Origin of the sequence: Loktanella sp. SALINAS62 (assembly GCF_018263905.1) — a bacterium.
Lineage (GTDB): Bacteria > Pseudomonadota > Alphaproteobacteria > Rhodobacterales > Rhodobacteraceae > Loktanella.
Genome location: NZ_JAAFZU010000001.1, coordinates 146,362 through 165,604 on the forward strand (window position 1 = coordinate 146,362; position 19,243 = coordinate 165,604).

17 protein-coding genes are annotated in these 19,243 nt (G+C 62.0%); 5 read left to right on the forward strand and 12 right to left on the reverse strand.

The features are described 5' to 3' along the window. Positions 1–8: 8 nt before the first annotated feature. Positions 9–1,238 carry an MFS transporter gene (locus GZH79_RS00710; RefSeq protein WP_211641223.1) on the reverse strand — a complete coding sequence of 410 codons (1,230 nt, stop codon included), beginning with the start codon at positions 1,236–1,238 and terminating at the stop codon, positions 9–11. Between the two features lie 191 nt (positions 1,239–1,429). After that, a complete protein-coding gene (locus tag GZH79_RS00715; RefSeq protein WP_211641224.1) occupies positions 1,430–3,622 on the reverse strand; it encodes a primosomal protein N' in 2,193 nt (730 codons plus the stop codon). Between the two features lie 392 nt (positions 3,623–4,014). Between GZH79_RS00715 and GZH79_RS00720 the strand changes: the two genes are divergently transcribed. The 3 genes from GZH79_RS00720 to GZH79_RS00730 all read left to right on the forward strand — a co-directional run bounded on the left by GZH79_RS00720 (position 4,015) and on the right by GZH79_RS00730 (position 6,531). Beyond that, positions 4,015–4,734 (forward strand): DUF484 family protein, encoded by a 720-nt coding sequence (locus GZH79_RS00720; RefSeq protein WP_211641225.1) that lies wholly within the window; start codon positions 4,015–4,017, stop codon positions 4,732–4,734. After that, entirely contained in the window at positions 4,731–5,645 is a 915-nt protein-coding gene (locus GZH79_RS00725) for a tyrosine recombinase XerC (protein WP_211641226.1), read from the forward strand. Before GZH79_RS00720 ends, GZH79_RS00725 begins: the two co-directional genes overlap by 4 nt. Positions 5,646–5,835: 190 nt before the next feature. Further along, positions 5,836–6,531, forward strand: a complete 696-nt coding sequence (locus tag GZH79_RS00730) for a CDP-alcohol phosphatidyltransferase family protein (RefSeq protein WP_211641227.1) — start codon at positions 5,836–5,838, stop codon at positions 6,529–6,531. Here the strand turns inward: GZH79_RS00730 and GZH79_RS00735 are convergent. The 9 genes from GZH79_RS00735 to rpsD form a co-directional block, all read right to left on the reverse strand. After that, complete coding sequence (locus GZH79_RS00735) at positions 6,528–7,364, reverse strand: EamA family transporter (protein ID WP_211641228.1); 837 nt, start codon at positions 7,362–7,364, stop codon at positions 6,528–6,530. The genes GZH79_RS00730 and GZH79_RS00735 overlap by 4 nt on opposite strands. Further along, positions 7,361–7,819 carry a methylated-DNA--[protein]-cysteine S-methyltransferase gene (locus tag GZH79_RS00740; RefSeq protein ID WP_211641229.1) on the reverse strand — a complete coding sequence of 153 codons (459 nt, stop codon included), beginning with the start codon at positions 7,817–7,819 and terminating at the stop codon, positions 7,361–7,363. The genes GZH79_RS00735 and GZH79_RS00740 overlap by 4 nt, the downstream gene beginning before the upstream one ends. After that, positions 7,819–8,268 carry a PaaI family thioesterase gene (locus tag GZH79_RS00745; protein WP_211641230.1) on the reverse strand — a complete coding sequence of 150 codons (450 nt, stop codon included), beginning with the start codon at positions 8,266–8,268 and terminating at the stop codon, positions 7,819–7,821. Before GZH79_RS00745 ends, GZH79_RS00740 begins: the two co-directional genes overlap by 1 nt. A gap of 37 nt (positions 8,269–8,305) precedes the next feature. Further along, positions 8,306–11,212: an isoleucine--tRNA ligase gene (gene ileS / locus GZH79_RS00750; protein ID WP_211641231.1), complete on the reverse strand. Its 2,907-nt coding sequence runs from the start codon at positions 11,210–11,212 to the stop codon at positions 8,306–8,308. Positions 11,213–11,450: 238 nt separating this feature from the next. Further along, positions 11,451–12,215: an extensin family protein gene (locus GZH79_RS00755; RefSeq protein WP_211641232.1), complete on the reverse strand. Its 765-nt coding sequence runs from the start codon at positions 12,213–12,215 to the stop codon at positions 11,451–11,453. Then, the gene (locus GZH79_RS00760) at positions 12,215–13,132 is read right to left on the reverse strand and encodes a prephenate/arogenate dehydrogenase family protein (RefSeq protein ID WP_211641233.1); all 918 of its coding nucleotides are present in this window, start codon (positions 13,130–13,132) and stop codon (positions 12,215–12,217) included. The genes GZH79_RS00755 and GZH79_RS00760 overlap by 1 nt, the downstream gene beginning before the upstream one ends. Further along, the gene (hisC, locus tag GZH79_RS00765) at positions 13,129–14,217 is read right to left on the reverse strand and encodes a histidinol-phosphate transaminase (RefSeq protein WP_211641234.1); all 1,089 of its coding nucleotides are present in this window, start codon (positions 14,215–14,217) and stop codon (positions 13,129–13,131) included. Before hisC ends, GZH79_RS00760 begins: the two co-directional genes overlap by 4 nt. Positions 14,218–14,347: 130 nt before the next feature. Beyond that, the gene (locus tag GZH79_RS00770) at positions 14,348–15,760 is read right to left on the reverse strand and encodes a saccharopine dehydrogenase NADP-binding domain-containing protein (protein ID WP_211641235.1); all 1,413 of its coding nucleotides are present in this window, start codon (positions 15,758–15,760) and stop codon (positions 14,348–14,350) included. A 173-nt stretch (positions 15,761–15,933) separates the two neighbouring features. Beyond that, positions 15,934–16,554: a 30S ribosomal protein S4 gene (rpsD, locus tag GZH79_RS00775; protein WP_211641236.1), complete on the reverse strand. Its 621-nt coding sequence runs from the start codon at positions 16,552–16,554 to the stop codon at positions 15,934–15,936. A 218-nt stretch (positions 16,555–16,772) separates the two neighbouring features. Between rpsD and GZH79_RS00780 the strand changes: the two genes are divergently transcribed. Continuing rightward, complete coding sequence (locus GZH79_RS00780; RefSeq protein WP_211641237.1) at positions 16,773–17,243, forward strand: DMT family transporter; 471 nt, start codon at positions 16,773–16,775, stop codon at positions 17,241–17,243. Then, the gene (locus tag GZH79_RS00785; protein WP_249218904.1) at positions 17,240–17,680 is read left to right on the forward strand and encodes a DMT family transporter; all 441 of its coding nucleotides are present in this window, start codon (positions 17,240–17,242) and stop codon (positions 17,678–17,680) included. The genes GZH79_RS00780 and GZH79_RS00785 overlap by 4 nt, the downstream gene beginning before the upstream one ends. Here GZH79_RS00785 and glpK read toward each other — a convergent pair. Then, on the reverse strand, positions 17,677–19,164 hold the full coding sequence (gene glpK / locus GZH79_RS00790) for a glycerol kinase GlpK (protein WP_211641238.1): 1,488 nt from the start codon (positions 19,162–19,164) through the stop codon (positions 17,677–17,679). The genes GZH79_RS00785 and glpK overlap by 4 nt on opposite strands. Positions 19,165–19,243: the final 79 nt, after the last annotated feature.

A 19,243-nucleotide genomic window follows, 5' to 3' on the forward strand; every position in this document is an offset into this window, starting at 1 on the left:
GCTCATTTCTAGGCCCCGACCGCCACCACCATCCGCGACAAACGCGTTTCATGGCCGGGCACGGGATGGCGTGGAATCAACAGGGCCAGACAGACCGACACCCCTGCCATCCCTGCCGCCAAGCCAAAAACAAGCCCCGGCGATATCAGCCACAACAGACCCAACAGCACCGGCAGAAATACCGCCGCGATATGGTTGATGGTAAACGCAACCGCAGCCGTGGGTGCGATATCCTGCGGATCGGCAATCTTCTGGAAATAGGTCTTTAGTGCCAATGCCAGCCCGAAAAAGATGTGATCCAAGACGTATAGCGTTGCCGCGACGACCACACCCCAGCCGAACACATAGATCCCACCGTAGGCCATAAAGACCAACATCAGGCCAATATATTCGAACAGCAACGCCCGTTGTTCACCAAATACCGCCACGATCCGCCCCAGCAGGGGCGCGATCAGCATGTTCAGGACCAACGTGATCAGGAACAACGATGTGACCTGATGCACGTCGAACCCAAAGCGTTCCACCATCATGAATCCGGCAAAGACCACAAATATCTGACGCCGCGCGCCCGCCATGAATTGCAGTGCGTAATACAGCCAATAGCGTTTGCGCAGGACAAAGGTTTTCAGTTGCGGGTGCGGTGCCTCGAACTGCGGATAGGCCAGCAATGCAAACAGCGCGACCACAGCACAGAAGCCGCCAGACACCAGATAGACAAAGTTATAGGACAAGCCGAATGTCTGCCACGTCATGACGATGGCCAGATAGGCCACCAGCGTCGCACCCGACCCTGCCGCCATGATCCAGCCCAGCATTTGCGGCGCGCGATCCTTGCTGATCCATTGCAGTTGCAGCGACTGGTTCACCGTCTCGAAATAATGAAATCCGATCGACGACAGCATCGTGATCGTCAGGATACCGCCCATCTGGGGGAACCACGCCGTCACGGCTGTCGACACACCCAGCAGCAGCAGCGCGACCAGCCCCAGTACCTGTTCACGGATGAACATGATTAACGCGATCACGCCAATCGCCAGAAACCCCGGAATTTCGCGCACCGTATGCAACAGACCGATGTCGGCCCCATCGAATCCGGCGACCTCTATCACGAAATTGTTCAGCAACGCCGACCATGTGGCAAAGGCCACGGGCATGGCCATCGCCATCAGAAACAGCAGGGTGAAGGGGCGACGCCAGAACGGCAGAGTACGGGCGTGTTCAAGTTTTACGATTTGCATGACAGGTTTCTACTGCCGCCCGCCGGGGTTGGCGAGGGGGAACACATCATGCGAACCAGACGTGCGATCCGGACTGTTCTGTTTCGGCCTATCTGGACAAAAGCGCGCGCCTGCGGGTCGGCGGGCGGGGCGCCTTTGCCTGGACCGGGCAAACAGCGGGGCACGGCGACGGGTGCTGCGGCGGGTGCCGATCAGTAGAAACTCTGCGGGTCGATATCGATCGCCATCCGCAATTCTCCGCGCAGTTTGAATTGCGCAGCCCATTCGGCCAGTGCCTTTTGCAATGGGGCGCTCTTGTCCGCCTTGACCAGCAGCCGGACGCGGTGCCGCCCCCTGATCCGCGCAATCGGCGCGGGGGCTGGCCCGAACACCTGCGCACCGATCCGCCGCAACGGCGCATCCTGCCGCGCCATCGCTGCACCCAGATCGAACACCTCTTGGACATCGGTGCTGGACAGGACCACGCCGGCCATACGGCCATAGGGCGGCACGCCCGCCGCGCGGCGCTCAGCAGCCTCTGCCGCCCAGAACGATTCTTCGTCCCCGTCCAGCGTGGCGCGAATGACCGCATGATCGGGCTGATAGGTCTGCAACAATGCCTCTCCGGGTTTTGCGGCCCGGCCCGCACGGCCCGCAACCTGTCGCATCAGTTGGAATGTGCGTTCCGCCGCACGCAGATCGGACCCCTGCAACCCCAGATCGGCGTCGATCACCCCCACCAGCGTAAGATTGGGGAAATTGTGCCCTTTTGCCACCAATTGCGTGCCGATCACGATATCCGCCCCCCCGGCTGCGATATCCGCGATATGCGCCTTCATCGCGCGCGCACTGCCGTAAAGGTCGCTGGACAGGACGGCGACACGCGCATCAGGAAAAAGCTCTGTCACTTCCTCTCCCATCCGCTCGACGCCGGGGCCGACGGCGGACAGACGATCCTCTGCCGCGCAATGCGGGCAGACGTTGGGCATCGGTTTTGTCTCGCCACATTGGTGGCACATCAGGCGTTTCAGGAACCGGTGTTCGACCATCCGCGCGTCACAGTGATCGCATCCGATCTGATGACCGCAGGCCCGGCACAGCGTCACCGGCGCATAACCACGCCGGTTCAAAAACACGAGACTTTGTTCCCCCTTGTCCAGCCTGTCCTGCATCGCGGCACGCAGGGTTGGGGACACCCATTTACCACCGGGCAGGTCTTCGGCCCGCATGTCGATGGCACGCATGGTTGGCAGCACCGCATCCCCAAAGCGCGATGTCAGGTCCAGCCTGCGGTATTTGCCCGCCTCGACGTTTGCCCAGCTTTCAAGACTGGGGGTCGCACTGGCCAGCACGACCTGCGCACCCAAGCCCGCCGCGCGCAAAACAGCCATGTCCCTTGCATTATACAGAACGCCATCTTCTTGTTTGTAGGATGTGTCGTGTTCTTCATCGACGACGATCAACCCCAAATTTTGATAGGGCAGGAACAGGGCCGACCGCGCGCCCACAACCATCTGTGCATGCCCTTGACCCAGCATACGCCAGACCCGGCGGCGTTCGGTCTGGGTCACGCCGGAATGCCATTCTGCCGGACGCGCTCCGAACCGCGCCTCGACCCGTTCGATGAATTCGCCGGTCAGCGCAATTTCGGGCAATAGCACCAAGGCTTGACGTCCTTGATGCAAGCACGCCGCGACAGCTTCCAGATACACCTCTGTCTTGCCTGATCCGGTGACACCTTTCAGCAACGTCGTGCCATAGGTTTGCGCTTGGAGTCCGTCACGCAATACCTGTGCCGCGCGGTCCTGATCGTCGGTCAGCGTCTTGCCGCCATGATCTGGGTCCAGCGCGGGAAAGGGCGTGTCGCGGGGCGCTTCCTCCTCGCGGACGGCACCCTGTTGCGCCAGCCCTTTGACGACGGATGTGCCGACGCCCGCCATGTCGGCCAGTTCCTTGCCCGTGAACGACAGCCCCCCATATTCGCGCAGCACATCCAGCACGCGGTTGCGCGCGTCGGTCAGCCGCATAGGTGCGGTATCGCCCAGACGGTAAACCTTGCGGGTGCCGGGCGAATCACCCAGCCCCGGCGCGCGGCTCGCCAACCGCAGCATCTGATACAGCGGCGTCAGCGTGTAATCCGCAGCGCGGGTCAAAAAGGCGCGCATCTCTTCGCGCATCGGTGCGACATCCAGCACCCGCATGATCGACCGGACCTTGGCATAGTCAAAATCGCCCGCCCCCGCCTGCCAAACGACCCCCAGCACCTTGCGCGGGCCCAGCGGCACCTCGACGAATGCGCCAAGAAAACAGCCACCTTCCGGCGCTTTATAGTCAAGGATGCGGCCGAGCGGCTGTGCCGTCAGCACACCGACAAGCTGGCCTTCGTGAAAATGCGACGGTGTCATGGCGACCTTTGGCGAAAGAGCGTCCTAGGTAGTCGCTTCGGTCGCAAACGCCAAGCGGTGTCCGCTGTGCCGGGAAAAGGTCAGCGCGCCCCGTTTCCGGGACGCGCTGTGAGGGTGATCATCCACTCACATTTTTCTTTACGCTTGCGACACGACAACGCAATCCAGACTTTTTCCAGAATGGCGATAATTGCCGACCGTGGCAAAACACCTTCACTTTCCGCCACGATTGGCGGGTTTGTGCCGACAACGCGACCATCGGCACAGCAGTTTATAAACATTCTTCAATGTCACCTCGCAGCACCACCTGCCCAGTCCATGCGCTTTCAGGCTGTCCCAATGCAGCACCGGTCTGCTAGGCTTATAAAAAACACACTGTCAAAGCAGGTGACATGAGCAGTAATTTACAAAGCAACGGTCCCATCCGGGACCGAATCCTGTCCGATCCCCAGCTTGTGCTGGAAGATCAGGACATCATGCGCGCCCTTGTGGCGGCGAACGAAAAAACCATGGGCAGCAATATCGTCGACCTGCGCGGTATCGCCATGGAACGGCTGGAGGCACGACTTGATCGGCTGGAAGACACGCATCGGTCCGTCATCGCCGCTGCCTACGATAATCTAGCCGGCACAAATCAGGTGCATCGCGCGGTATTGCGCCTGATGGATGCCACCCGTTTCGAGACGTTTCTTCATGATCTGGCAGGCGATGTCGCCGACACCATGCGCGTCGATGCGATGCGGCTGGTGCTGGAAACGAAAGCCACGCCTGACGATCCCGCAATTCAAACACTTGGCGAAGTTCTGGCCGTCGGAGAGCCTGGGTTTTGCGACACCTATATCAGCCGTGGCCGCGATATCCCGGTGCGTGCTGTCACCCTGCGGCAAGTCCAAAGCCATGGCGCCGAGGTTTACGGCGACGCTGCCCACTACATCCGGTCAGAAGCCTGTCTAAAACTTGATCTGGGTCACGGGCGTCTGCCCGGTATGCTGGTGATGGGGTCCGAAGATCCGCATCTGTTCACCGCCCAGCAGGGCACCGACCTGCTGACATTCTTTGGCGGTGTGTTTGAACGGGCGATGAAACGCTGGCTGGAAATGGGCGTCGCATGATCGCCCCGCAGCTGACCCACGCACTGGAACAATGGCTGGACCATTGCCGGGCACTGGGCGGGGCTGCAGCAAACACGATCACGGCCTATCGCGGCGATGTTTTGGGCTTTTTGGCCTTTATGCAGATGCATCACGGCGACCGCGTAGGGCTGGGCCCTGTGTCCCGGATCACGACAGGCGACATGCGGGCGTGGATGGCGCATGAACGCGGGCGCGGCGTCGGCGCGCGCAGCCTTGCGCGCAGCCTGTCGGCGGTCAAGACGTTCTACCGCTGGCTGTCAGACCGCGAAGGGTTCGAACCCACCGCCGTGCTATCGATCCGCGCACCGAAATTCACGGCAAAGTTGCCCCGCCCTCTGGAAATCGACGCGGCCCGCGCAATGATCGACCGTGTCGAATGTCAGGCCACCGAACCTTGGGTTGCCGCACGCGATGTCGCTGTCGTCACCGTGCTTTACGGCTGCGGATTGCGTATTTCCGAAGCACTGGGCCTGACCGGGCGTGCGCTGCCGTTGCCGAAGGTGCTGCGGATCACCGGCAAGGGCGGCAAGGACCGCATGGTGCCCGTCATCCCCGCCGCACGCGATGCCGTCGATGCCTATGCGCGGCTGTGTCCACATGACCTGACCGGCAATGCGCCGCTGTTTCGTGGTATTCGCGGCGGCGCGCTGAACCCGCGCGCCGTGCAAAAGGTCATGGAACAGTCACGCCTGCAACTGGGTCTGCCAGCCAGCGCCACGCCGCACGCCATGCGCCACAGCTTTGCGACCCATCTGCTGACGGCCGGGGGCAACCTGCGCACGATTCAGGAACTGCTGGGCCACGCCAGTCTGTCCACAACACAGGCCTATACCTCTGTCGATAGTGCGCGGCTGATGGAAATATATGACGCAGCGCATCCCCGTGCCTGAACGTCGGTCAATCACAAACACTCGCAGCATCGCCCAGATGCACCCCGGTCGTGCCGTTCCTGACGTGCGCCATTTTCTCGACTTCAAAGTGACGGCATTGGTTTAATTTAGGTTGCTGACGCCCGCTGCGCGCTGGCCTTCCGCTGCCTGACACGACATGATGCCGCATCACCAGCCCGAAAGGTTCCCCATGTCTGCCGCCCAAAAAGCCCTTGGAGTTCACTTTCTGACCGCGACAGGCGCCGTGCTTGCCATGCTCGCGATGTTGGAAGCTGTCCAGATGGACTGGTCGATGATGTTCGTTTGGCTGGTTGTTGCATTCGGGGTCGATGGAATCGACGGGCCGCTGGCACGCAAATACGATGTCCACACCCATGCGCCGCAGTTTGACGGCGTACTGCTGGACCTGATCATCGACTATCTGACCTATGTGTTCATCCCGGCCTATGCGCTGTACGGGTCGGGTCTGATGGACGGCTGGTCGGGCTGGGTCGCGATAATCGTGATCACCTATACATCGGCGTTGTACTTTGCCGATACGCGGATGAAGACCAACGACTACAGCTTTCGCGGGTTTCCCGGATGCTGGAACATGCTGGTGCTGGTGCTGTTCGCACTCGCGCCGCCATGGTGGGTCTGTCTGATCCTTGTGTTTGTGCTCGCGGTTGCCATGTTCGCGCCGGTCAAGTTCGTCCACCCGACGCGCACGGCGCGCTGGCGGGTGATCACGCTGCCCATGTCGATGGCATGGGTGTTCTTTGCGGGATGGGCGGCGGTCGCAGCATTTCAGGACCCGCTTTTCGTCAACATCGGGTTGGTCATCACCAGCGTCTATTTGACCTTGGCGGGCGCCGTGCAGCAGATCCTTTACGGCCCTGACGGCTAAATCCGGGTCATCACCACGCCGCCCACGATCAGCACTGCGGCCACCAGCTTGGCCCGGTTGATGCGTTCACCGAACACCGCGATGCCCAACGCCACCGCAAACAGGATAGAGGTCTCGCGCAGGGCCGCGACCAATGCGATGGGCGTGGTCTGCATCGCCCAGACCACGATAGCATAGGCAACGAACGACATTGCCCCGGCCACCAGCCCCTTGGCCCAGATCGCACCGCTGCGCGGCACGACGGCGTTGCCCCGCAGGGCCAACACGATCGGCACATAAAAGACCGCCGCCATGATCAGCAGCCAACCGGTATAGGCCAGCGCATCGCCGCCCACCCGGACACCCAGCCCGTCAACCAACGTGTAACCCGCCGTCGAACAGGCAGCGCCCAGCGCAAATGGGATCATCCGCGCCGATTCCCGGTCGGTAAAGATTCCGCGCGTCATGACCGCCAAACCCGATCCCAGCAACAGGACGCCCGCGATTTCCATCGGCGTAACCGGGTCCAGCGCAAACACAAGCGTGACCGCCAGCACGATCATCGGCGCGGCCCCCCGCGCCAGCGGATAGACCCGGCTAAGATCACCCTGTTCGTAGGCATAGGCCAGAAACAGCTGATAGGCTGCGTGAATGGCACCCGACAGGGCGATCCAGACCCAGACCTCTGGTTGTGGCCATGGCCGGGTCGCCACCACCAGCGCCCCCGTGACGGCGTTCCCCAGGCTGAGGACCAGCATCGCGGTCTGCTTGTCCGCGCCAGTCTTGATGACCGCATTCCAGCCTGCGTGCAGCAAGGCGGCACCCAGCACGGCCACAAAGACCAGCGGTGTCATATCAGCAATCCCCCCGCCCCTTCGAGACGCAGAAGCGCGACCTTGCCCTCGACCCCGCCGGGCCCTGAATATCCGCCCAGTGTATCGGCCCCCAACACGCGGTGACAGGGCACAAGGATCGGCAGCGGGTTGGCGCCGCAGGCCTGCCCGATGGCCTGCGCACTGACCCCAAGTTGCCGCGCCAGCGCGCCATAGGTCCGCGTCTGTCCAAAGGGAATGTCACACAGCGCGCGCAGGAAAGCCTGCTGAAACGTGGTGCCGGGCAATGCCATCGGCACGGTAAATCGCTGCAACCGGCCTGCGAAATAACCCGACAACTCATCGCGCAGATGGTCCGCCAGATCACCATCGGCCAGCGACCCCGCGCCCCAGATCAGCCGCGTGATCTGACCGTCCGTCGCATCTGCCCCCAGCGGCCCGACAAAGCTGTCCGCCAGAACAGCAGTCTTTCTCATCATTCCCGCCGCAGCGCAGGATTCCGCACTGACATCATCGTGGCCGTCAGGGTCGCAATCAGCGTCTCGCCCCCGTCCGTAACCGCATAGGCGCGTGCTTCGCAGAATGTCAGGGTGCGTCCGGATTTCAGCACCTCGCCCACCATGCGAAAGCTGTCGCCGCGTGCGGGGTTCAGAAAGCTGGCCTTGAATTCCGCCGTCAGCACCTCTGCATCCGCGTCCATCAGGGTAAACGCGGCAAATCCCGCAGCACTGTCCATCGCCGTAGTTACCACGCCCGCGTGCAAAAAGCCGTGGTGCTGGGTCAGGTCCGCGCGAAACGGCAAAACCAACGTCACGCGCCCCGGCTGCACATCCGCCACCGACACGCCAAGCGTACGCATCACGCCCTGCCGGTCAAAGGCATCGCGCATCTGTTGCAGGGCGGCAGGGTTTCGCAGTTCGGTCATTTCCGCACCGTCCACCGGACGATGCGGGAATGCAAGATCATGACAACGCGTCGTCGCAGCGCCCGCAGACGCCCGCATGGGCGTGCTGGCCCACATCCGGCTCGATCTTCCAGCAGCGCTGGCATTTCTCGCCTTCGGCGCGCACGACACGCACGGCCACGCCCGGCACTTCGTCGGACCGGTAAGCATCGTCCGGCGCCGCATCCGTCGTCAGTTCAATGTCGGATGTGATGCACAGCGTCGCGAAATCATCGGCATCGCGGACAACGTCTGCCATGTCGGGCGACAGATAGACGATTGGCTTTGCTTCCAGCGACGATCCAATCTCCTTGGCCGTGCGCTTGACCTCGATCGCGCCCGTCACGACACGGCGCAGCGCGCGCAGGCTTTCCATCCGGTCGGCCAGCGCCTGATCTTTCCAGACGTCGGGGGTAACGGGGAAATCCTGCAGGTGAACAGAGGATTCGTCGCCCGGGTTCACTTCCAGCCAGACCTCTTCCATCGTGAACACAAGGATCGGCGCCAGCCACGTCGTCAGCCGTTCAAACAGCAGTTTCAGCACGGTGCGCGCCGCCCGCCGTTCCAGCGTGTCGCCGTCGCAATACAGCGTGTCCTTGCGCACATCGAAATAGAACGCCGACAGATCCAGTGTCGTGAAATCAAAGATCGCCCGCAGCACGCCCTGAAAATCATAAGCGGCATAGCCGGTCCGCACCCGGTCATCCAACACCGCCAACTTGTGCAGGATCAGCTTTTCCAGATCAGGCATGTCCGCGTGATCGACGTGATCGGCATCGGTGACATCCGTCAGTGATCCCAGCATGAACCGAAGCGTGTTGCGCAATCGGCGATAGCTGTCGGCCACGCCTTTCAGGATCTCGTCCCCGATGCGCTGGTCATTGGTGTAATCGACCTGTGCCACCCACAGGCGCAGGATATCCGCACCGTATTGGTCGGTGACTTGCTTTGGCGGGATGATGTTGCCCAGCGATTTGGACATCTTCATGCCCTTGGAATCCAGCGTGAACCCGCAGGTCATCACACCACGATAAGGCGCGCGTCCCATCGTGCCGCAGCCTTGCAACAATGATGACTGGAACCAGCCCCGGTGCTGGTCGGTGCCTTCCAGATACAGATCGGCCAGACCGTCCTCTGACCCGTCCTTGCGGTCGCGCAACACGAATGCATGGGTTGACCCGGAATCAAACCAGACGTCCAGCACGTCAAACACCTGATCGTAATCGTCAGGGTTCGCATCAGCGCCTAGAAACCGCGCTTTTGCCCCATCTTCATACCAGGCATCGGCACCTTCGGTTTCGAACGCTTGCAGGATGCGGGCATTGACCGCCGGGTTGCGCAACAGGAAATCGGGGTCCGTCGGCAGTGTGCCTTTCTTGACGAAACAGGTCAGCGGCACACCCCATGCGCGCTGGCGCGACAGCACCCAGTCGGGACGCTGCGTGACCATCGCGTGCAGGCGGTTGCGCCCCCGCTGTGGCGTCCATGTGACCAGTTCGTCGATGGACCGAAGCGCGCGTTCGCGGATCGTGGTGCCATAGTCGTCCTGCCCGTCGCCGACCGGTCGGTCGATCGCGGCAAACCACTGCGGCGTGTTACGAAAGATGATCGGCGCCTTGGACCGCCACGAATGCGGATAGGAATGGGTGATCTTGCCCCGCGCAAACAGCCCGCCGACCTCTGCCAGCTTTTCGATCACGGCGGTGTTGGCGTTGCCCTCCTTGCCGTTGGGCTTCAGGATCGCCTTGCCGCCAAAGAACGGCAGATCGTCGCGGAAACGGCCGTCTTCGTTGACGTTATAGGTGATGACCTGCGCCAGCATCCTCAGATCACGGTACAGCTCGAACTCTTCCATCCCGTGGCTGGGCGCGCAATGGACGAACCCGGTGCCTTCGTCGTCGGTGACAAAATCCGCAGCCCGGAAATCGCGCGGCTGGTCCCATTCGCCTTCGCTGCCTGCGACCCCATGCAACGGGTGCGACAGCGTGGTGCCTGACAGATCACCCGCATCACCGATCCGGCTGAACGCCGTCACCCGTGCCTTGGCAAACACACCCTCCGCCAGCTTGTCCGCCAGCAGGAACCGTTCGCCGGTCGTGACCCAATTGTCCGCCGGTGCATCCGTGACCTCGTACAGCCCATAGGAAATATCGCTGGCATAGACGACCGCCTTGTTTGACGGCATCGTCCACGGCGTCGTTGTCCAGATCACGACGGATGCGCCCTTGATCGCATCGTTGTCGGTGTCACGCACGGCGAACTTCACCCAGACCGTGTGGCTTTCCTTGTCGTGATATTCGACCTCAGCCTCGGCCAGCGCGGTCTTTTCAACGGGCGACCACATCACGGGCTTTGACCCCTGATACAACGTGCCGTTCATCAAGAAGGTCTGGAACTCCTCTGCGATCACACGCTCTGCATGGAAATCCATCGTCAGATAGGGATCGGCCCAATTGCCGGTGATCCCCAACCGCTTGAATTGTTCGCGCTGGATATCGACCCATTCGGCGGCGAAATCACGGCACTCGCCCCGGAATTCGTTGATCGGAACGTCATCCTTGTCACGACCCTTCTGGCGATACTGCTCCTCGATCTTCCATTCGATCGGCAGACCGTGGCAATCCCAGCCGGGGATATAGCGCGCATCACGGCCCATCATCTGCTGGGACCGCACGACCATGTCCTTCAGGATCTTGTTCAACGCGTGCCCGATATGCAGATTGCCGTTCGCATAGGGCGGACCGTCATGCAGCGTAAACGGCGTGCGGCCCTGCTTTTCACGCAGACGGTCATAGACGCCGATGCGCTCCCAGCGCGCCAGCCAGTCGGGTTCGCGTTTCGGCAGACCCGCGCGCATCGGAAAATCGGTGCGTGGCAGGTTCAGCGTGGATTTGTAATCGGTGGTCTCGGGCGTATCGGCGCACATGTCTGGCGTCCTCTTGGTCAATCGGTTTGAAAATAGCGTGACCCGGCAGCGCCGAAGGTTCAGCGCGCCGGGAGACTAATTCGTATGATCCGAAATCCCGTCATCGCGGGCGCTTATAGAACCCGCACCCAGCGGCGGCAAGCGGGCCCTTGTTCTTCTTGCCTTAAATATCCCGGGGGAACGCGCGGCACGCGCGTGGGGCCAGCGCCCCCACAGCGCCCGGCACGGGCGCGTGTCGTCAGCGGCAATAACTGCCCGTCCGGTAACTGGCCGTATCGACGTGGAAATGGTCGCGATGGGCTGCATTGGCATTGGGGCCCAGCACCGTTCCGAATATGCCACACGCGCTGCGCCACATGTCAGCCAGTTGTGCGCCTGCCTGCCCCTTGTTCCAGTCGGTCAGCACCGTGATCTCGCGCCCCGATGCCAGCCCGATCCCGCCAATATCCACGGCGCGTCCAAAGGCATGTTCCGACATCCGGTTGTTTGCGGAACCGCCGCCGACGCGGCTACGGCAGGCATAGTGCCCGACGATCCGCAACCGGGACACGCCACCGCCGGTCGTGCCCACTGCAGGCTTGATTCCCGTCGCGACCCAGTCCTTCAGCGCACTGGCAGTCCGGCAGTCGATCGTCGGTGCAGGTTGCATCGTGACCCCGACGACAGATCGGACGAGCACTGCGCCTTCGACACCGCAGGCCCCCGGACCGCCGATGTTGCCCATCGTCTCACCCTGAATATCCGGATCACCGCAAACCGCGCCCTTGATTCGGGCCGCCTGTCGTTCAGACGCCTGTGTCACAATCCCGGCGGGCCGCAGGTCCGGCCGCGCGACAAGGCGCGGCGCATAGGCACTGACATCCGCCGTTGCTGGCACCTGCGGCACAGTTTGCGCCGTCACCGCCGTGGTTCCAGCACGCGCAAGCGGACGTTTCGTGCTGTCGGGTGCCTGCGCCCAGGCCTGCCCGGCGCAGACCAGCAACAGTGCCAATGCAACCCGCATCAGCGGACCTTGTGCGACCGGCCGAAATCCGGTGCATCCGTGTCCTGCCCCGCTTCGACGATTCCGCGCCGGATCGCACGGGTGCGGGTGAAATAGGCATGCAGATGATCACCGTCTTCCGTGCGGATCGCGCGCTGCAACGCGAACAATTCTTCGGTAAAGCGGCCAAGAATTTCCAGCGTCGCTTCCTTGTTGGACAAGAATACGTCGCGCCACATGGTCGGATCGGACGCCGCAATGCGGGTAAAATCGCGAAAACCCGCAGCCGAATACTTTATGACCTCGCTATCGGTGACGCGGGACAGGTCATCGGCCACCCCGACCATCGTATAGGCGATCAGGTGCGGCGTATGGCTTGTTACGGCCAGCACCAGATCGTGGTGGTCGGCGTCCATCTCGTCGACGTTGGCGCCCATGCCGCGCCACAGATCGATCAACCGGTTGACCGCGTTGCGATCAGCCCCTTCGGGCGGCACCACGATGCACCAGCGGTTATCGTAAAGTTCCGCAAACCCCGCACGCGGCCCGGAATGTTCGGTCCCGGCCAAGGGGTGTGCCGGCACGAAATGCACATCATCCGGCACAAAGGGCGACACAGCCTCGATCACCGCCTTTTTGACCGACCCAACATCCGACAGGGTCGCGCCGGGTTTCATCGCAGGGCCGATGTCCGCCATCACGGCGGCCATCGCGCCCACCGGCACGCATAGCACCACCAGATCGGCGTCGTGCACCGCTTCAGCCGCACTGTCGCACACATCACACAGATCCAGCGCGCGCGCCGTTGCGCGTGTGTCCGGCGTGCGGGCGTACCCGGTGATTTGCCGGGCCAGACCGGCCCGCTTCATCGCCAGCGCCATCGACGACGCGATCAGACCCAGACCGATCAGCGCGACCTTGTCGTAGATCACTGTCACGCGGTGCCAGCCTTGAATTGCGCAATCGCATGGACGGTACGGCGGCAGGCAGATTCGTCGCCGACCGTAATGCGCAGGCAGTGCGGCAGGTTGTAGCCCGCTACCCGCCTGACAAGGATGCCTTCGGACACCAGATGTTCGTCGCAGGCGTTGGCTTCTTCGGGGGATGTGAAACGGGCCAGCACAAAATTGGCCGTCGAAGTATCTGACGGCACACCCAATTCCGCCAGCGCATTGGCCATCCAGTCGCGGCAGCGCGCGTTTTCTGCCCGGCAGCGCGCGACGAAATCGGTGTCACGGACCGCTGCTTCTGCTGCGGCCAGTGCGGGTGTCGACAGATTGAAAGGCCCGCGCACGCGGTTCAGCACATCAATAATCGCCCGCGGCGCATAGCCCCAGCCGACCCGCAAACCACCCAGACCGTAGATCTTGGAAAATGTGCGGGTCATCACCACGTTTTCGCGCGCTTCGACCATCGCGGCACCGGCATCGAAGCCTTCGACATATTCGGCATAAGCCCCGTCCAGCACCAGAATGGCCTGCGGCGGAATACCGTCGGCCAATCGCACAATTTCGGCCTGTCCGATCATCGTGCCAGTGGGGTTGTTCGGGTTGGCAATGAACACCAGCCGCGTACGGTCGTTACAGGCCGCGAGGATCGCATCCACATCCGTGACGCGTTCGCGTTCGGTAACCTGCACGGGCGTGCCGCCATTGGCCAACGCGCTGATGCGATACATCGCAAAGCCATGTTCGGTGTGAATCACCTCTCCGCCGTCGCCAGCATAGGACTGGCACAGGAAATGGATGATCTCGTCACTTCCGACCCCGCAGATGATCCGTTCAGCGTCAAGTCCGTGCACGTCGGCGATGGCCTGGCGCAAGGCCGCGTGATCGGTCGGGGGATAGCGATGCATTTCGTGCACCGCGCGCACCACGGCCTCTTTGGACCCGTCGGGCGGACCAAAGGGGTTTTCGTTCGACGACAGTTTCACGACGTTGGATTTACCCGCCGCGGAACTGGCCCCGCCTGTGTAAAGCGAGATTTCCATGATCGTCGGGCGGGGTGTAATGGCTATGGTCATCGGAATCGTCCTCTCGGCTCGCCCGTTCTAGCGACCTGCTGCACGACTGGCCAGTGACAAGCGCGCGCAGGGGGACGCTGAATTCTTGAACACGTGCGAACGCGCCCTGTTTTCCATAAATACAGGCGGGTCAGGGCACCAACGTATTGCGAAACGCCCAAGGCGTGTCACGGTCCAGTGCTTGCGGGAAATGTTCCGACTGATTATCCAGCGGCGTCCAGTCGGTATAATGCGCCTCGACCGGGCCCAGATAGGGCCGTTGCACCTGCAGGCAGCGCGCGTGGTCCATCTCGTCGGTTTCCACTATTCCTGCGTTGGGGTTTTCCAGCGCCCAGACCATCCCCGCCAACACGGCAGACGTCACCTGTAAACCCGTTGCATTCTGATACGGGGCAAGCTTTCGGGCCTGGGCATTGGACAGACGGCTGCCATACCAGACGGCGTTACGGGCGTGGCCGTACAACAGAACACCCAGTTCATCGATCCCGTCCACGATGTCATCGACATCCAAAATTTCGTGAGTGGTTTGCACCTGACCCGATCCAAACATTTCGTGCAGCGACAGCACCGCATCATCGCAGGGGTGATAGGCATAGTGGCATGTCGGGCGATATTCCGGCGCATGTGCCGGGCCGACGGTGTAGTAATCCGCGATGCTGACCGCTTCGTTATGGGTCACCAGAAAGCCGTATTGCGGCCCCGCCGTCGGGCACCATGTCCGCACCCGTGTCGCCGCACCGGGACGTTCCAGCCAGATCGCGGCCTGACAGCCGGTGTCGAACCTGTGCGCGTTGGCTGGCATCCATGGCTCAAATGTGCCCCAGCCCAGTTCGGCGGGTTGGAACCCTTCGGAAATGAAACCTTCGACCGACCATGTATTTACGAATGTGTCGCGCGGACGCGGCAGACGCCGGGCCTGCGTGTCACGTTCCGCAATATGCACACCCTGAACACCCAGATCCCGCATCAGCCTGCCCCAGTCTGCGCGGTCACTGGGGACCGGATCATTCCGGCCCAGATCACGCGACAGGGTCAGCAGACCCTCTTTGACGAACCAGCTGACCATGCCGGGATTGGCACCACAGCACGACACGGCCGTCGATCCGCCGGGGTTGGCTGCCGCTTCGTCCCGCACGGTCTGGCGCAGGGCATAGTTCGTGCGGGACGCGTTGTCTGCCGTGTCGAAATAGAACCCCTTCCAAGGTTCGACGACAGTATCGATATAAAGTGCGCCCAGCTCACGGCACAGTTTCATGATGTCGAGAGATGACGTATCGACCGACAGGTTCACGCAAAACCCGCCGTTTTCCAGCAAATCGCCCAGCACCTTCCGGTAGTTGTCCGGCGTCAGCGCCACCTGCAGATGCCGGTGCCCGTGCTGCGACAGAAAAGTATGCGTCGCGGGGTCGGGATCGATCACGACCAGCTTTGATGCGTCATAATCGAAATGGCGTTCGATCAGCGGCAAGGTGCCCTTTCCGATGGACCCAAAACCGATGATGACAACGGCCCCTTCGATACGGCCATAAACGGGATGCGACATGGTGGATCCTCCTGCGGTGTACCCCTGTCTACTTGCGCGGGTCCGGGCGTCAAGGCGCGGGGTCCGTGCGCAAAGACGGCGCGCCGCATACGTGGATTGCGTCCGTTTTGGTCGGACAAAGAAAAAGGCCGCCCACAGGGGCGGCCTTTGCCATCGAAAGCCTGAACCGAAAATCAGTTCTTGGCGTAGAATTCGACGACCAGATTCGGTTCCATCGTGACCGGATACGGCACATCGCCTAGCGTGGGTGTGCGCACAAAAGTGGCGGTCATCTTGGAATGATCGACTTCCATGTAGTCAGGCACGTCACGTTCCGGCAGTTGCGCTGCAACCATGACCATTTCCAACTGCTTGGACTTGTCGCGGACGGCGATCACATCGCCTTCTTTGACGCGGTATGACGGGATGTTGACGCGCTGGCCGTTCACGGTGACGTGGCCATGGTTTACGAACTGACGGGCGGCAAAGACGGTCGCCACGAATTTCGCGCGGTAGACAACGGCGTCCAGACGACGTTCCAGCAGGCCGATCAGGTTTTCACCGGTGTCGCCCCGGACTCGTTCGGCTTCGCCATAGATGCGACGGAACTGCTTTTCGGTCAGGTCGCCGTAGTAGCCTTTCAGCTTCTGCTTGGCGCGCAGCTGCAAACCAAAGTCAGAGACTTTGCCCTTGCGGCGCTGACCGTGCTGACCGGGGCCATATTCACGACGGTTGACCGGGGACTTTGGACGGCCCCAGATATTTTCGCCCATGCGGCGATCGATTTTGTACTTGGCAGACGTGCGTTTGGTCACGGCTGTTCTCCTTCGGTATGTGTCCTTTAGGGACGTGAAGGGCGTTGTCCTTTGGGTTTGAACCCTGACAGGAGTCCCCTTGCGAGGCCCACCAACACCAATGAGAGGCGCGCTTAGGTCATGCGCGGAATGAAGTCAACACATCGTCGTATCGCTTGTGCAAAACCACACACAACCAAGACTTGCACCCCCCCGCGCAAAGCGCCACAGATCGGCGCATGTCCGATCCCACACCAGACCTTTCGCCGCACCCGCTTAGCTTTCTGGCCGCATTTGGCGCGGGCGGGCTTCTGTCGCTGATGGTGCTGTTCAACGGCACGCTGGCAAATTACGGATCGCTGTTGTTTTCCAGTTGGGTGCCCCACACGACAGGCACGTTCGCGGCAATGGTGGCATTGATGCTGCTGCGGCCGGGCCGCAGGCTAAAGGTGCGCGCACCCCTCTGGGCCTATAGTGGCGGGTTGTCGGGTGCGGTGACTGTGATGGCCACATCCTATGCGCTGAACACCCCACTGGCGCTGTCGGGCACGCTTGCCATCGGTCTGGCGGGGCAGATGATATTCGGCCTGATCGCGGATGCACGCGGCATGTTCGGATTGCGGCAACGGATGCCGTCGGTCCGCGATTTCGCGGCCCTTTTGTTGATCGTCGCGGGATCACTGATCCTGATCTTTCTGGGGCGCGGATGATGCTGATTGCTGTCGTCACAGCCTTTGCCGCCGGTGTGCTGGTGATCCTGAGCCGACAGGTCAACGGGCGGCTCAGCCTGAACACATCCGCGCTGGAATCGTCGTTCTGGAATCACATTGTCGGCGCACTGGTCCTGACGGCGGCGGCACTGGTGTTCGGCGGATTGCGCGACGCGCAGGTCACGCAGGTGCCGTGGTGGGCATGGCTGGGCGGCACCGGCGGCGTCGTGTTCATTGCCGCATCCAGTTGGCTGGTCACACGGATCGGCGCGGCCCAGACCGCACTGCTGATCATCGCGGGGCAGATGGTGTCAGGCGTGGTGCTGGATGTCATCATGGGGGCACCCGGATCGCCGCTTGCCCGTATTGTGGGGGTCGCACTGATCCTGACCGGGATGTGGGTCAGCCGTGCGCCGAAAACACGGATCCGGCCCTAACCCCCTGCATAGGTCAGCGTCGCCTGCACCGCCCGCTGCCATGCGTCGTATTTTACGGCGCGCGTCGCATCGTCCATCGCCGGGGTAAAGGTCGCGTCCACTGCCCAGCGGTCAGCAAATCCCGCCTGATCGGGATACAGGCCCGCCCGATATCCCGCCAGCCACGCCGCCCCCATCGCAGTCGTTTCCAGCACTTTTGGCCGGTCGACCTGCGCGCCGATGATATCGGACAGGAACTGCATGGTGTAATCCGACGCGCTCATGCCGCCATCAACGCGCAGGGGCGCGTCGCCTTCGGCACCTTTCCAGTCGGCGCGCATGGCGTCCAGCAGGTCGCGGGTCTGATAGCCAACAGATTCCAGCGCTGCACGCGCCAGTTCCTGCGGGCCTGAATTACGCGACAGCCCATAGATCGCACCCCGGCATTCCGCGTTCCAATAGGGTGCGCCAAGGCCTGTGAACGCCGGCACTAGCATCACCGGCTGATCGGCGTCGGACGCTTCGGCCATCGACTGCGTGTCTGCGGCATCCGTGATGATCTGCAACCCGTCGCGCAGCCATTGCACAACCGCACCGGCAACAAAGATCGACCCTTCCAGCGCATAGGTCGGCTTGCCGTCCAACTGATAGGCGATGGTGGTCAGCAGTCGCGACGTGCTCGCGACAGGCTTGTCGCCCGTGTTGAGCAGCGCAAAACACCCCGTTCCATAGGTCGATTTCAGCATCCCCGGCTTGAAACACGCCTGCCCCAGCGTTGCCGCCTGCTGGTCACCCGCCACACCAAGGATCGGAATTTCAGCCCCAAGCAGACCCGCCTGTGTGACGCCGAAATCGGCGGCGCTGTCCATGACCTGCGGCAGAATCCCCATCGGCACGTCCAGCAGGCCGCAGATGGTGGACGACCAGCACCCCTTGTGGATGTCATACATCATCGTGCGGCAGGCGTTTGTCGCGTCCGTGACATGGGCCGCACCGCCCGTCAGGTTCCAGATCAGCCATGAATCGACCGTGCCGAACAACAGATCATCCGTCCGGTCGCGCGCACCATCCACATGATCCAGAATCCATTTCAGCTTTGTCCCCGAAAAATAGGGGTCCAGCAGCAGCCCGGTCTTGGCCGCGACGGTATCGTTGTCGTCAGCGAGATCGCGGCAGATCGCGGCGGTGCGCCTGTCCTGCCAGACGATCGCATTGTGGATCGGCTTGCCCGTGGTCTTGTCCCAGACGACGGTGGTTTCACGTTGGTTGGTGATCCCGATCCCCGCGATGTCGCCCGCCGACAGTCCGGCCTGTTCCAGGGCCGCGCGGCAGGTGGACAGCGTAGTGGTCCACAGATCAACGGGATCGTGTTCGACCCAGCCCGATTGCGGGAAATGCTGGGGAAATTCCTCTTGTGCGCTGGCGATGGGCTGCATGTCGCCGTCAAAGACGATGGCGCGGGACGATGTCGTTCCCTGATCGATGGCCAGAATATGCGTGCTCATGTTGGTCCCCCGGATCGCAAAAACAGCACCCCGCAGGGTGCTGTTCCACCATCGCGCAAATCGGTGCGTGACGAAAGGC